The 15,343-nt window shown below is 33.0% G+C and carries 8 protein-coding genes; 7 read left to right on the top strand and 1 reads right to left on the bottom strand.

From position 1 onward, the window contains the following. The first annotated feature begins 2 nt into the window (after positions 1-2). From KMW28_RS26905 to KMW28_RS26890, 4 genes are all read left to right on the top strand, one after another. Positions 3-788 carry a cytochrome c biogenesis protein gene (locus KMW28_RS26905; RefSeq protein ID WP_169665423.1) on the top strand — a complete coding sequence of 262 codons (786 nt, stop codon included), beginning with the start codon at positions 3-5 and terminating at the stop codon, positions 786-788. Between the two features lie 142 nt (positions 789-930). Beyond that, positions 931-2,385, top strand: coding sequence for a carbon starvation CstA family protein (locus KMW28_RS26900; protein ID WP_169665422.1), 1,455 nt, complete (start codon positions 931-933; stop codon positions 2,383-2,385). Between the two features lie 50 nt (positions 2,386-2,435). Continuing rightward, complete coding sequence (locus KMW28_RS26895; protein WP_169665421.1) at positions 2,436-3,344, top strand: cation transporter; 909 nt, start codon at positions 2,436-2,438, stop codon at positions 3,342-3,344. A 312-nt stretch (positions 3,345-3,656) separates the two neighbouring features. After that, on the top strand, positions 3,657-7,286 hold the full coding sequence (locus KMW28_RS26890) for a fibronectin type III domain-containing protein (RefSeq protein WP_169665420.1): 3,630 nt from the start codon (positions 3,657-3,659) through the stop codon (positions 7,284-7,286). Positions 7,287-7,430: 144 nt separating this feature from the next. Here KMW28_RS26890 and KMW28_RS26885 read toward each other — a convergent pair whose 3' ends face one another. After that, positions 7,431-9,122: an AAA family ATPase gene (locus KMW28_RS26885; protein ID WP_215585920.1), complete on the bottom strand. Its 1,692-nt coding sequence runs from the start codon at positions 9,120-9,122 to the stop codon at positions 7,431-7,433. A 567-nt stretch (positions 9,123-9,689) separates the two neighbouring features. Between KMW28_RS26885 and KMW28_RS26880 the strand changes: the two genes are divergently transcribed. The 3 genes from KMW28_RS26880 to KMW28_RS26870 all read left to right on the top strand — a co-directional run bounded on the left by KMW28_RS26880 (position 9,690) and on the right by KMW28_RS26870 (position 15,341). Next, positions 9,690-11,516: a hypothetical protein gene (locus tag KMW28_RS26880; RefSeq protein ID WP_215585918.1), complete on the top strand. Its 1,827-nt coding sequence runs from the start codon at positions 9,690-9,692 to the stop codon at positions 11,514-11,516. Between the two features lie 135 nt (positions 11,517-11,651). Further along, on the top strand, positions 11,652-12,521 hold the full coding sequence (locus KMW28_RS26875) for a transposase family protein (protein ID WP_169667272.1): 870 nt from the start codon (positions 11,652-11,654) through the stop codon (positions 12,519-12,521). Positions 12,522-12,554: 33 nt separating this feature from the next. Continuing rightward, the gene (locus KMW28_RS26870) at positions 12,555-15,341 is read left to right on the top strand and encodes a hypothetical protein (protein ID WP_169667275.1); all 2,787 of its coding nucleotides are present in this window, start codon (positions 12,555-12,557) and stop codon (positions 15,339-15,341) included. Positions 15,342-15,343: the final 2 nt, after the last annotated feature.

Raw genomic sequence — 15,343 nt, 5'->3', positions numbered from 1 at the left:
ATATGTGGGATCAGTTTATATATATCAGTATAATTTGTGTTCTTTTATGGACTCTAAGTAGCGGACTTTATCTTACAAAGGGGTATAAGAAATATGCTTCATCGATTACTATAATTGGAGTATTAGGAATGGCTTATTTCATTATCAGCTTATGGATGGAATTAGATAGGCCACCACTTCGTACTTTAGGTGAGACAAGGTTATGGTACAGTTTGTTTATGCCAATCATTGGATTAATTGCTTATTACAGATGGCGGTACGCTTGGATTATTATTTATAGTTTAATAATGGGAATCGTCTTCTTGATGATCAATGTAATGCATCCCGAAAATTACCAGAAAGCCTTAATGCCTGCATTGCAAAGTCCATGGTTTGTACCTCATGTTATTGTCTATATATTTTCTTATGCACTATTAGGTGGATCAGCATTAATTGGGCTTAAAGGAATCTTCCAAAAGTATGTCCAACACAAGGAAATTAATGTGCTATATATGGCCGATAATTATGTATATATAGGTTTCGGGTTTTTATCCCTAGGTTTAATATTTGGTGGTTTATGGGCAAAAGAAGCTTGGGGACATTATTGGACATGGGATCCTAAAGAAACATGGGCTTTAATCACTTGGTTAGCTTATTTGGGTTATATCCACATAAGACATTATTTACCTAAACAGAAGACATTTCATACCCTTGTTTTAAGTGGTTCATTTATTTTATTACTCATCTGTTGGTTTGGTTTAAATTATATGAGTTCAGGGTTGAATAGTGTACATACCTATTCGAATTAGATAGGAATTCAAGACGTTGGGAAATACATTTTAAGTCATTTTGAGACTTGAAATGTATCTGAGCGTAAATAATTTATGAGACACTATTAATGCTACTCTTTTATAATTATCTTCACCCAGCTATTGACAATTACAACATCACATGATCACTTTTTTAACTTGCATAGCACTTTTAGTGGGTGCTTATTTTATTTACGGAAACTTTGTTGAAAAACATTTTGGAGCAGACGAAAACAGACCAACTCCAGCCATTACAAAACAAGACGGTGTAGATTATGTTCCATTAAAAAGATGGAAAATCTTCTTGATCCAATTTTTAAATATAGCGGGTTTAGGACCTATCTTTGGAGCAATATCTGGTGCACTTTGGGGACCAGTCGCTTTTTTATGGATTGTTTTCGGCTGTATATTCGCTGGAGCAGTACACGATTATTTTTCAGGGATGCTATCCATCCGTCATGATGGAGCGAGTATTCCAGAAATTGTAGGCAAATACCTCGGTTTAGGAATGAAACAATTCATGAGAATCTTTTCTGTCGTCTTGCTTATTCTTGTAGGAGTTGTTTTTGTGAAAGGTCCAGCAACTATCTTAAATGGATTAGTAGATATAGAAATACCCATTCTTTTAGCTGTTATATTTTTGTATTACATATTAGCAACCATGATCCCTATCGATAAACTGATAGGGAAAATATATCCTGTTTTCGGAATATCATTAATAATTATGGCAGTGGGGTTACTCATCAATTTATTGATGGGAACGTATGAAATCCCTGAATTAACGACGGGTAGTTTCACTAATATGCACACATCACCTGAAAAATTTCCGGTTTTCCCAATGTTATTTATCACCATTGCTTGCGGAGCAATTTCTGGTTTCCATTCCACTCAATCACCTTTAATGGCTAGATGTATGTCGAATGAGAAAGAAGGAAAAGTGATCTTCTTTGGAGCAATGATTACAGAAGGAATTGTAGCATTGATATGGGCTGCAGCAGCCATGGCCTTTTTTGGAGGGGTGAGTCAGTTAGGTGAAACTATGGCTGAAGAAGGACATAATGCCGCATGGGTAGTGAATATCATTTGTAACACAATGTTGGGAAGAGTAGGTGGTGTCTTAGCCATTTTTGGTGTAGTTGCAGCCCCAATCACTTCAGGAGATACGGCTTTCAGAAGTGTGAGAATTATGGTGGCCGATGCCTTTAACTATAAACAAGATACAATCAAAAGTAGGATTATAGTCACTATTCCAATTTTCATCGTCGCTTTATTACTTACACAAATTAATTTTCAAATTATTTGGAGGTACTTTGGTTGGTCCAATCAAGTTTTGGCAACTATTGTTTTATGGACCATCGTTGTTTATCTGCACCAACAAGCCAAGAGTGTTTTATTGGTGCTCGTACCTGCAATGTTTATGACTGTAGTAGTCGTTACTTTTATTTTTGTTAGTCCTGAAGGATTCGGATTGGATTATAATTTATCATTAGGGATAGGTGTAGCCGCTTCATTAATACTGTTGATATTATTTAATCGTTACACAAAGAAATCAGGAGCCATAGAAGAAGAACAATCTGAAAAAGTTATCGAAGGTTAGGGGTTCAATACAGAGATTTCCCTTTTGATATTGAATACTAATTAGAGACTATGAATCATTTTCAGAAAATAGAAATAACAACATTAAGAATCGGTGCCTTCATCAACCTTTTGATGGCTATTGGAGGATGGATTACTTTTGATATTACAGGTTCAGAAGCCATGCTTTTGGACGGTAACTTTTCTTTTATCGCGGTTTTAGTAACGATTGCAGCTGAATTTATTTCTAGAGCGAAGCATCAAAAAACGGCGACATTTCCATTTGGTAAATACTCTTACGAGGCCTTTTTCGTATTATTTAAAGGCTTTTTGATATTGGGTGTTATTTTGAGTGCTTCCTTTCAGAATTCTCTAAAAATCATCAATTATTTCCAAGGAGAGGAAATTCCGTTAGTAAAAACTGGTCCAATAGTATATTATATTATTGCCATGGTAATTCTCTGTTTTGGAATGGCTTATTATGCTAATGCTAAGAATAAATCGATGAATAATCAAAGTGATATTTTGAGAGTGGAAGTGGCCTCTTTAAAATTGGACGGATTTCTTTCTTTATTCTCGGGTGTAGCCTTGGTGTCATTTTCTTTTATCAACGAAAACTCATTCTTCGGATTTTTAAGATATACAGGAGATTCCATAGTCGTTTTAGCCATGTGTTTAATGATGATCAAATCTCCTTTTGATATCATAAAAGATGCTTTTGTTGAATTGGGTGGAGGAGTGCTTCAGGACAAAGAATTAAGAAACGAAATTGAAGAAAAAGTAACCTCTTTAGTTAGCAAAGAATTTGATAATACAGAAATATTTATTTCTAAAATGGGAAGTAGTTTCTTAGTATTAGTCTATGTAAATGTAGAAGCAGGAACAATAAAAGTAGATCGATTCAGGGCACTAAAAGAGGAAGTATATCAAGCATTATCTGATACCATAGATTCCTTAACAGTTGAGTTTGTTTTGGAGTAATTTGACTACGTCAGATGAATTTTTTAAACAAATGACTACATCAAACGACTACTTTTGATGTACGTCTAACAATTATAAAATCCAAAATTTTTGAGTCTCAAAAATAGATTATCCATGGAAAAATAATCTTTATTTCCGTGCATATTTCTAAGAATAATCTTCTAAAATACTTCATTAACTCGTGGTTTATCAAGATTTCTAGAAAGTTTTTGAAGTACCCAAGAATTCTTTTTTCCCAGTTTCATACTCTAGTATTGCCTCAAGTAATAAATAAGAATTCACCAGTTGTGAATAGGTTAAACTAAATAAAGTATGAAACGAAAACTATCATTTATCATCACTTTGATGATGATTTCCAGCAATGTATTATTTGCACAAAACTGTCCGCCTTCACATCCTTATGAGGCATGTGGAAGATGTTGGGAAGATGCTACTCAAGCACAATCCGGTGGTTGTACAGAAACACCACCTCCAGAAGAAACGGCTCCAAATGCTCCGAGTAGTTTAAATGCATCAGAAATTACAACCAATTCGGTTATTCTGAATTGGGTAGATAATAGTGCTGATGAACAACAATTTGTGATCTATAGAGATAATACTCCAACTGCTACTTTAGGTGCAAATGTCACTACTTATTCTGATAACTCTTTACAGCCAAATCAAACGTATCAATATTATGTTGTGGCAGAAAATGGAAGTTTAATTTCTGATCAAAGTAATGTTGTTTCGGTAACCACTTTGGATGATCAATTGCCACCACCAACAAACGAATTGGGTACTATCAATTTTACATCAAATACGACACAAAATGCATGGACCTTACAATGGAATACTGTGGTGAATGCCGATGTATATACTTTGAATGTAATTACTAAAGATAATGGAACAGAATTATCGAATACTTCTTTTGAGGTGACGGGTAATAACTATGAAGAATCCAATCCATTAGAAGACATCACCTATCAGTATATTTTAACGGTAAGCAATGAGGATGCCTCTAAATCGTCCAATCCAATTACTAAAATCAGATCAAGTTGTAGTGGAACAATTGATGAGCAAGGAAAAGTAAGCGGAAAATTCACGCCTAAAAATGGTAAAATTTTGATGTTCCTTGGTCAGGATAACAACTCAGTAGATGAGTACACATCAAGTGGTCTTTTCCCTTCTATTGGAGGCTTTACTAACTATACTAATATATATGATTTTGCTGGCTTGGAATCGGTAAACAACTACGGTAGTGGAGATATGTGTATCCAATGTGGTATTGATAAATACCCTGGTGCAGCCGTTGCTATTGGATTATATATGGTAGAAGATAATGATGGTGTAGGAGAGGATCATCCTAATGGCTTAACGGATGTAGTAAATGGTTTATACGATGCATCTATTGATAAATTTGCCAACTTCGCGAATAGAAATAGCAACACCCCAATATTCTTAAGAGTAGGGTATGAATTTGATGGTCAATGGAACCATTACGATCCACAAAAATACATTAATGCCTATAAATATTTGGTAGATCGATTAAATGCTGCAGGTGTAGAAAATGTAGCTTATGTGTGGCAATCGGCTGCTTACGGATTTACCTATAATGGTAATCCAATTGAAGCATGGTACCCTGGTGATGCCTATGTAGATTATGTTGGTTTATCTTTCTTCTTTTATGATGAAGGATTTAATGGACCAAACTTACAGACGTTATTAGATATTGCACGTACTAAAAACAAGCCAGTGATGATGGCAGAAGTTTCTGCTCAATATTATGATTTTGATGAAAATACATTTACCACTTACGACAATCCAGGGAACAAAACACCAATGACTGGAGAGCAGATGTGGAATCAGTATTTTGCAGATCAGTTACTTCCTTTTGTAGAAGGAAATGCAGATGTAGTAAGAGCAATTTCTTATATCAATGCCGATTGGCAATCTCAGGAACAATGGAAATGGCCGGATGCTGGTAACGGATATTGGGGAGATACAAGGGTGCAAAGAAATGCATACATTGCTACCCAATGGAATAACGAAATGAACAATGGAAAGTATCAACATGCTGATCCTAATTTATATCAAATTCTAACTACTGGATGCGGTGGTGAAAATCCTCCAGTTGAACCTCCTGTAACCGCAAACCCTCCTTCAATTCCTCAAAATATTTTAGTGAGTTCATCCACAACAACAAGTTTATCAATTAGTTGGTCGGAAGTAACAGAGGCCACTTCTTATACTGTTTTATATGGTAATCAGTCTGGAGTGTATTCGGATAGTATTTCAGTGAGTACGAACTCATCAACAATCACTAATCTTACTTCAAATACTTCTTATTATGTCGCTGTTAGAGCAGTAAATAACGATGGGGTAAGCGATTTAGGTACTGAGGTAATAGGGACTACTCAAGATGAAACAGTAGTGGAACCACCTGTTGGAACGACAAAAATTGAAGGCAAATTCACACCTCAAAATGAAAAAACATTATTGGCCATTGGACAAGATTTAGCGGCAATGTCTGGGTATAGAAATGGCAATATGCCAGAACCAGCAGCAGCTGTAGCCTACATTGCTTTTTACATGTTAACTATTGACAATTATGGAATTAATTATGGAGCCACTGGAATGGATAATGCTGGTAACTTTACAGGTGTGGATACTGATTGGGGATCAGGGCCATTAAATGCATCAAGTACAGCATTAGGTTGGGATCAATCGGCTTTAGTTTTAGCCATGTCGATTACAGAAAACTGGAATCAGGGTGGTTTATTGGGCATCGCAAACGGACAATACGAAGCGAATATCGATAAATTGGCTTTATTCTGTAACAGTTTCCCAGAAAAGAAAATCTACCTTAGAATTGGATACGAGTTTGATGGACGTTGGAACTCCCAAGAAAATGCTGGAGGAACGTATCCATGTGGATATCATAAACAAAGCGAATACATTGCTGCTTGGCAACATATTGTCGATGGTATGGATGCTAGAGGGGTAAATAATGTTGCTTATGTTTGGCAAGCGTCAACCTCGCCAGTAGACGATGTTTTGGATGGATATTTTGGTTATGATGGAAATTTAGCTGCTGCAAGGGAAGACATCTCTGGATGGTACCCAGGTGATGATTACGTAGATTGGTGTGGTATATCTTGGTTTATCTCACCTTCTGAAGCCGATAATTATTTTGGTTTTAGCGACGTTCCTAATCTTCCTAATCAAGATGATTTAGCCGATGAAATGTTAGCTTTTGCCAGATCTCACAACAAACCTGTGATGATTTGTGAAGCTGCACCACAAGGATATGATCTAGAAATTTCAGAATATGATACTACTCCATCAAAAGTGTCTAGAGCATCGACAGGTTATGCATACGAGGGAGCAAAAACATTATTTACAGAGGGACTTACTTCAGCTGAATCACAATTTACTCCTGGAACATGGTTTGATAATTTAGAGGGACAAGAAGCATGGGATAGATGGTTTACACCTTTCCTAAACTATATTCATGATAATGAAGACGTAATTAGAGGAGTCACCTACATCAATGCCAATTGGAACGAACAAGCAAAATGGGCAGAACCTTATAATGAAGGGTATTGGGGTGATACTCGACTACAAGAGAATCCAATTATCAAGAATTTATGGTTACAAGAAACGAATTCAGATTTTTGGTTATTGGGTAGTCCATCTTTAAATGATGATTTAGGAGGAAGTAGTAATGCTAGAAGAATAGATTTAGAAGAGGAATTAAATGAAATCACAGTGTATCCTAATCCAGCATCTCAAGTGATCAAAATCAAAGGACTACTTGAGGTTCCACAGCTAGAATTGTACACTTTGCAAGGGAAATTGATTCAGTCTTTAAAATCTAATGAACTTGAGGTAAATAGCTTACCAAAAGGGCTTTATATTTTAAGAATTAATCAAACGACAGTTCGTAGAGTGGTTATTGACTAAATAAATTGTCACTGTTCTGAGTGTTAATCTTTAGCGTCACTCAGAACTACCAAATAGTATAAGTTTTAAACTTATAACCACAAAATCCCACAAGATCATATGCCTTGTGGGATTTTTTTATATCAGTTGATTATCAAATAACAATCAAGAAACCAACTCAGTCACACAACTCACTTCTTTCCCATCAAAAGCAACACCCACCAACATAAGTTCGGTTTTGTTATTTTCTTTCAGAGTAGTAATATACTTTGATGAATGAATTTGTTGCATTGCTTCTTGAGCTAATTCATTTATAGGAGGAGAACTTCTTTTTAATTTTTTAAACTCTAATACCCAACCTCTAGGGTCGTTGTTATCTTTAGGGTATATCATTAAATCTGCTCTTCCTAGTCCAGTTTCTGGATTTGATTTTACAATAAATCTTGTGGACAAATGTGCCATTAATCCTAAAATAAAAGCGTGATAAACTTTCTCAGGAAGAGAACCTTTATGTTGTACATCATGGAAACTAAAAGAAGTGAGCATATATTCCGATAGTGCATATTCAAATTCTTTAGCATCTTGTTCAAGTAGTGCAGATAGAATTGTACTTTCACTTACCTCAGTGGATTTAGAAAGTAAGCGTTCTAGCATCTGTTTGTATACAGAATTCACTTCCACATTAGGGATTTTTAATCCATACAAAACTCGATCCTCAATTCTATTTGTATATTCAGTGGTTAAGTAACCGTTGAAAAGAAGTAAGCCCAAAACTGTTTTTTCCTTACCATTATCCAAATCTTGAAAAATAGTAGTTTCATCAATCTCACATTCCATCACTTGTCCATCGATAAAACCTGTTAGCTTTTTTTCCAGATCAGCATTGGCATTAGTAAGCAAAACTTCTATCAATTCGTTGGCAGAAGTATTTACCCAATAGGGTTTAAAGCCTTCATCATGCTTGTCGACAAAGTTTAAAATTGACCAAGGGTTATACATACCGGTGTGTTGACCAATTTTATAACCGTTGTACCATTTTTTTATATCATCGAAAGCGGCACTGATATTTACCTCTTGAAGTAAATTTTTAACTTCATCTTCCGTCAAGCCAAATTTATCTGCACTTTGGTTTTCTAAAACAGTACTTACCACAAGGTTATTCAATCCCGAGAATATACTTTCTTTAGCTACGCGAAGAATACCCGTGATAACACCTTTATAAAGGTAGTCATTGTCTTTAAAACCCCCAGAAAGAAAGCCTCTCATAAAAGAGATCATATCTTGGTAATAACCTGCTTCCCACGATTTGATAATACAAGAATCGTATTCATCGATTAAGATGACTACTTTTTGATCATATATATTATAAAGAATAGAGGATATAGTTTTTAAAAAGCTACTCAAACTAACACTATTCCAATCGCTTTTAATAAGGTTATTTAAGAATTGCTTATCAAACTGTCCAAGCTTTTCGGAATTAAATATGAATTCATTTTCTTTTAGCCAATCTAAACAAAGATGATGTATATTTTTGATAGCATCATTGAAACTGTTTTCTTTTACGTCTTTAAAGGACAGATAAATAACAGGATATTTCCCCTGATGTTTCCAGGCTTCTGATTGCCTAATTTTTAGTTTCTCAAAAAGAGATTTATTTTCTTTTTCCTTTTTTACATCAAAGAATGCATGAAGCATCGACATATTTAATGTCTTGCCAAAACGTCTAGGACGTGGGATAAGTATAGATATGGCATTACTCTCAATTACATCTTCAATAAATAGGGATTTATCGATATAATAGTAATTGTCCTGTATTACTCTTTTAAAATTTGATAAACCAATCGGAAATTTTCTCATGCAATTTTATTCTTTTCGTAAAGATAAGAAATAATACATTTTAAATGATTTACTAATCTGTTTAACTTACTTATTATAGCCTTTCCATCAACTTCTATTCTCAAGGTGGGATTTCAATCCCTCGCACTTCCTATATGTCTATTAAATTTCCAATGCTATTTGAAAATAAATGAACACCCCCTTCTACAATACATCACTATTACAAGAATTTACATCACAATACTTACATGTTAATGAAAAATTATACAATATTACCTTATTCTATAAGTGTCATGGATGCTAATAACGTTATAGCTTGTTTAAATTTCACCCTGTTGTACTGAGTTGAAAATCAAATATCAAAAATATATTAAAATTGAACTATTTGTAGATTCTATTGTGAACTACAAATAAAATGAGATGAAATATTAAAAATTATGGTCTGTATTTTTTTAATAATTTGATTAAATATTACATTCGAACTGCGAAATAAAACCAAAATACTTTTTTTCGTAATACGACATTAATTTTTTAAATACCGTTAAGTACTCAATCGATTCGCTAAAACTGAAATATATTTTTACAAAGATGAAAAACAAACTAACTACGCTAGTTGCCATACTAGGTTACTTGTTATTACTGACAACATCATGCGATAAGTCAGAAGAAGAAATTAACGGTGGTGATGATCCTGTAAATGGGATGGACGGCGTAACAGTATCTGCTTCAGATCCAACGATAGGTTATACCTCTTTGGAGTTAATAGGTAGTATTGCCAATTATGAAGATTCATTAGAGGCTTCTGCAAAGTTCGTTTTATACGATGGAGAAGAAGTGGTTTCAGAAAAGACATTTACTGATTTACAAAATCAGGAGTATACTTTAGAAGTTGATCAACTGACTTCTGGAAAAGAATACCAATTCGATTTTTCTGTGATACGCGGAGAAGACGTAGTCACTACAGGAAAAAAGAAAGTGAGTACTCAAGAAGTAAAAACAAATTTTGCTGCTGATGGAGGATTTACTTCATTCAGAATAAACGGTGCTTTAGAAGGAATTTTAGAAAATACCAAAATTGCCATTGTTACAGAAGTACTTTCAGGAGAGACTGTCGTAAAAACAGTAACCAATGAATACGATTCAGATGTAGAAGAATTAGAAATTGTGGTTCCTGGCTTAGACATGGCAACAAACTACTCTTCGAAAGTAACAGTGAAGTACGGTGATGAACTACTTTCAGAATCAGAAGAAGACTTCGAAACGTATACCTTTTCCGTTAGCACTAAAGATGTAAGCAATAATCAAGGTGGTTTATACATGGAAGGAACATTCACTTCTGATATCGACCCTAACGACGATCTTGCACTAGGTTTCTACTACAAAAAAGCAACTGATGCTGACGATGCATACACTTGGATGGATGCAGAAATGAAAGATGAAACTACTTTAGTAGCGGTAGGACACGGTTTAGATATTGGTGTAGCTTACAATGTAAAAGCAGCTGTAAAAGTTGTTTCAGAAGAATCAGAGGAAGTAGCGACTGAGGTGAAAACATTAGATGATTTACATGGTGGTGTATTTGTTGATGTTGCGGCGACTGGAACTGGAGATGGTAGTAGCTGGGAGAATGCGTTTACTAAACCTCAAGATGCTGCAGATGCAGCAAATACACTTTCTGAAATCAATAATGGAGCAACTGTTGAAATTTTATTTAAAAAAGGAGAGTATGAAGAAACGCTAACATTTGAGAAGAATATTTTTATAATTGGTTCTTATTCAGGAGGAAAAATTGAGAAAATTGAGGAGAGGGATATAGAAGGAAATTCTTCAACTTTTATAGCAGCTAATCAAGTTATTGCTAGGTCTTTAAGTAGTGATAATTTAATCATAGATGGTTTTTCTTTTAAAGAAACATTGGTTGCCTTTGTATCAGGTGGGATTAAAATTAAGAATTGCAATTTTTATGGTTTTGATGATAGTGAAAATATTATTGGTGGTGTAACAGATGGTATAACAAATTATTCTATACCACTTGAAATTGAAAATTGTAATTTTATTTATGATAAAGAGAAAGGATACTCTTTTATGAGGATTAGAGGAATATCAACAATATTGAAGAATTGCAATTTTAAAATGTTGATAAGTAATTATTTTACTCATAGCCCAATTGATTTTTCTGTGACCGAATATTATAATTCTAAACTTACATTATCTAACGTGAGATTTGATAATGTAATAACTTCAAAGAGTAAAGAGTACATTTGGGTTCATCCTTCAGGGGATGTTGTTTTAGGTGACATTAGTAATTATCTGGATATCAAAGAGGGAGTTTGTAAAACTGGTATTCTATTGGATAACGATATTCTTTTTGATGGTAACCATTTGAAAGATATTATAGAAACATGTAATAATTAATTGAACAATTATGAAACTTTCTATATTCTTTATTATTAGACTTTATCACGGTTAATATTATATGAATTAAAAATGGCTTAATGTATTAGTTTTGTAAGACGCCAATCAAAACAAACCTATTACAACTAAGCCATCTTGAACAAACTTAATCCATTAACCTCATTAACTCAAGCAGAGTTTGATTTTTTATTGACAGAATTTTCCAAACAAGTTGAAGATAAGATATTACACTTCACTTTGAAGGGGAAAAGAAGGTCATATCCGAAATTTAATGAATCAAAACTATCAAGTTTATACGGTAGTTCAATTAAACTAGAATTTATTTTGATTTACTTAAAAGAGCATCCAAGTCAACGTTTTATGGGATCACATTTTAATATGAGTCAATCAAAAGTAAGTGAATGGATCGCATTTCTGTTACCTGTTTTATTGAATTCTTTAAAAAAATGTTCTTTAACTTTTCATGCGATTGATTCTTTTGATATTCCTGAAAATTTAGATTATATATTATGTGATGTCACTGAAAGACAAGTTGCTAGAAGTATAGATTATGATGTTCAAAAAGAATATTACAGTGGAAAAAAGAAGATGCATACAGTTAAGAATTTAGCTTTTTCAGATCATACGGGTTTTATTCACTTCATTAGCAACACTTATGAAGGAAGTGTTCATGATAAAAGTATATGGGATGATCTGGTGATTAAAGAATCTTCCATTAATATTCTTGTTGATTTAGGTTTTTTAGGTGCAGACAAGAATAGTGAAAATATTATCATGCCATATAAAAACTCTAAGAATAAAAAATTATCTTATTTACAAACACAGATAAATAAGGGAATATCAAGCTTGAGAATTAGAGTTGAACATGCCTTTTCTGGAGTGAAAAGACTCAAAATATTAAATCAAAAGACACGTCTCAAAATATCTAATATCCATGACATTTTAATGAAAATAGGTGTAGGATTACATAATTTAAGAGTCAAGTTTAGAACTTATGCAAAATAAACCGTGATATAGTTTATTAGTACTTTTTGTTTTTTGAATTTTTCTTTAGGAAATAATTATGACCGAGAAATTGGCTCTATAGTTTTAAAAAATAATAATTTTAATACCATAACTATTGGTGATGAAGATTATTTGATTTTTTCGGTAAATGAACAAAATATTAAATTTACACTTACTGGTGTAGAACATCAAAATGAAGGGGAAGTAGGTGATCTAAAATATATTGAATATGATTATAATACTTCAAAAATATATTTCAATGGTAATGAATTAATCTTAACTAAGGATAATTATAATTCGGTTAATAAACCAACTGAGATAACTATTCCAAAATCTAAGTTTACATCAAAGATTTCTGACGAAACTATTAATTCAATAGATTTAGAAATAACTTACGATGAAATAACATATGAATGGGATTTAATTCTTGGTGAATATAGAACAACAACTAAACAATTAAATTATACATTAACAGACGAAAAAAAAATTGACGTATTCTTTGATTTTACACAACCGATAGTATCTTTATCAGATATGAAAGTTGCCAAATCAGCAACAGAGGTAATTATTTCAGTAAACATTGACGACCCTACAATTGATATGGGTCAAGAACACGAATTAGTATTTAGTAATAGTTCTGTAGGTATATTTAGTTTACCTCAAATAGGAGATCTTGAATTTGATAGTGATAATAATCATTACACTTTAACTTTTGGAGCACCAAATTCTGATGGCAGTTTCTTTAGGGGTTATAAAAATCTAGATATGTATATCGAACATACGGATTTAGCTGGAAATTTAGGGTATGCACAAGTACCTGATGGACAAAGCCAAAGGAATCCAATAATCACACTTACAGAAAATGATTTTTACATAGCGAGTGTACATCATCAAAAAACTAATAATTATCTTAAACAAGGTTCTCAACTAAAATATAAGTTTGCTTTTGAAGACGGTGTTGATGGGCAAGAACAAGTTATTCATGAAAATTTTTCAGAGATAGTTTTATTTAATGAAGCTAATGAAGTAAAAAAGGTCTTGTATCCAACAGATAGTGAGGTTAATATTAATACAGATAATAATAGAATTATCTTAACCTTGGATACAGATATTCTAAATCTATTCAATGAGGGAGAAGTAATTAAATCTTTTGTTAACCTATATAATACTTCTGATCCAAGATTAAATGCCACTTGGACGGATTATCATGTTATAGATAACACGAAGCCAAGCTTACCAGCAAATCCAGCCCTACTTGTTTCAAATACTGAAGTATTATCTCCAGAATGGAGTACAGAAGACTTAACTTGGTTGCAATCTGATTCGGAAGCAATTGTAACGTTGAATTTGAACGAATTTGATTTAAATAAAAACGAAACAAGTCTTAAAGTTAAGAGAGTAATTGTAGATGGATCAAATACTAATGAACAAGAACTATCTATTGCTTTAGATAACTTCACCAAAGATAATAGTAATTTAAATCAGCTTACTTTCAAATTTAACCCGAACGAAGGGTTGTCTAATCCAAATAAGTATCCAACTTATTTTACTATTGTAGGAATTGAAGCAAAAGATATTGCAAATAACTCAAGTGGGAGGTTAGATTTATCATCTTCTTCTGAAAATTATTATTTCTCCTCTTTTGATCCTTCAATAACGATAGAATCTATTGAATATAAGCAAAATGAAATTCCTGTAGATCTTAATGGAGAATTAAAAAATGGAGATGTAACTATAACAGCCCCCTATATAGCTTCTTCATTAAAAGATAATATTCAAATTAGAGTACTTGGTGTTGATGAATCTGATGGCAATGTGAGTACAACAGTAGTTAGTGTAAGTGATAATATATTAACTTTTAAAATAACCATCGACGACACAAAATTTCAAAGTGGGTCTAGACTGAACTACGATTTAATTATCGAAGATGGATCAGGCAATATTGTTGAAGAAAAAAATATCCTAGGGCCAGAAATTAGATTTGATATTCCAGCAAATTTCAATGTCGCTTATCCTCATAATCCTTTCTCAAAATGGCTCGTACAAATACCTGGTCCAACAGATAATTTAATTGTTGAGGTGTTAAGTAATGAGGAGAATTTTAGAGCAAATGTATTAGAGGTCTATGAAAATGATGAATATGGTACATTGTTATTTAGATATGAAGATGAAAATTTAAATAATACTGATAAAGTTTATATCGAGATTCCTTATAGTGCGATTACAGATAATATAAGTAATCCATATTTGGGAGAATTAGTACTCGCTTATAGAACGTATAATACTTCAGATCAAAGTATAAATGTTCCGAAAAGAAGTATTTATCTATCTGATGTAGCAGATGTTGAATTAGAAAATGATTGGTATTTATTCGGATATTCAGCTAAAAACTTCGGTTTGAACACAAATATTGATGACAATGCTAAAGTGAATGTTTTTGAATATTGGCCTACTACAGAAATAGACAATATTATTTCTCCAATCAACATGTGGAGAGATGGAGATTTCACTAACGATAACGATACTAGAACGGTTGATCTTAGAGTAAAAGCATATGACGAAAACAGTGGTATTTCAGAAGATACTGTGCGATTTGAAGTTACTCAAAAATCAATTTTAGATAGTCAGTTTAAGGATTTTTATTGTAGTAATTCTCAAGAAACAAACGAGTTTAGTATAAATACTATTTTTGTTGATGCTGACAGTAATGGAACCACATTGGGATTAAATTTATATCGTTTAGAAAATGGAGATTCTGTTTTGGTTGAGGTCGATGAAGCTTTAGTGAAAATTAATGGAGAAGATTCTAATCTAAGATGAGT

Source organism: Flammeovirga yaeyamensis, assembly GCF_018736045.1.
In the GTDB taxonomy this organism is placed as follows: domain Bacteria; phylum Bacteroidota; class Bacteroidia; order Cytophagales; family Flammeovirgaceae; genus Flammeovirga; species Flammeovirga yaeyamensis.
The sequence above is the reverse complement of the archived record's forward strand: the minus strand, read 5'-3'. Positions and strand labels throughout refer to the sequence as shown.

Bases quoted from the DNA above. Each gene is read 5' to 3' on its own strand.
- KMW28_RS26905 (WP_169665423.1), top strand. From the start codon at position 3: ATGTGGGATCAGTTTATATATATCAGTATAATTTGTGTTCTTTTATGG.
- KMW28_RS26900 (WP_169665422.1), top strand. From the start codon at position 931: ATGATCACTTTTTTAACTTGCATAGCACTTTTAGTGGGTGCTTATTTT.
- KMW28_RS26895 (WP_169665421.1), top strand. From the start codon at position 2,436: ATGAATCATTTTCAGAAAATAGAAATAACAACATTAAGAATCGGTGCC.
- KMW28_RS26890 (WP_169665420.1), top strand. From the start codon at position 3,657: ATGAAACGAAAACTATCATTTATCATCACTTTGATGATGATTTCCAGC.
- KMW28_RS26885 (WP_215585920.1), bottom strand. From the start codon at position 9,122: ATGAGAAAATTTCCGATTGGTTTATCAAATTTTAAAAGAGTAATACAG.
- KMW28_RS26880 (WP_215585918.1), top strand. From the start codon at position 9,690: ATGAAAAACAAACTAACTACGCTAGTTGCCATACTAGGTTACTTGTTA.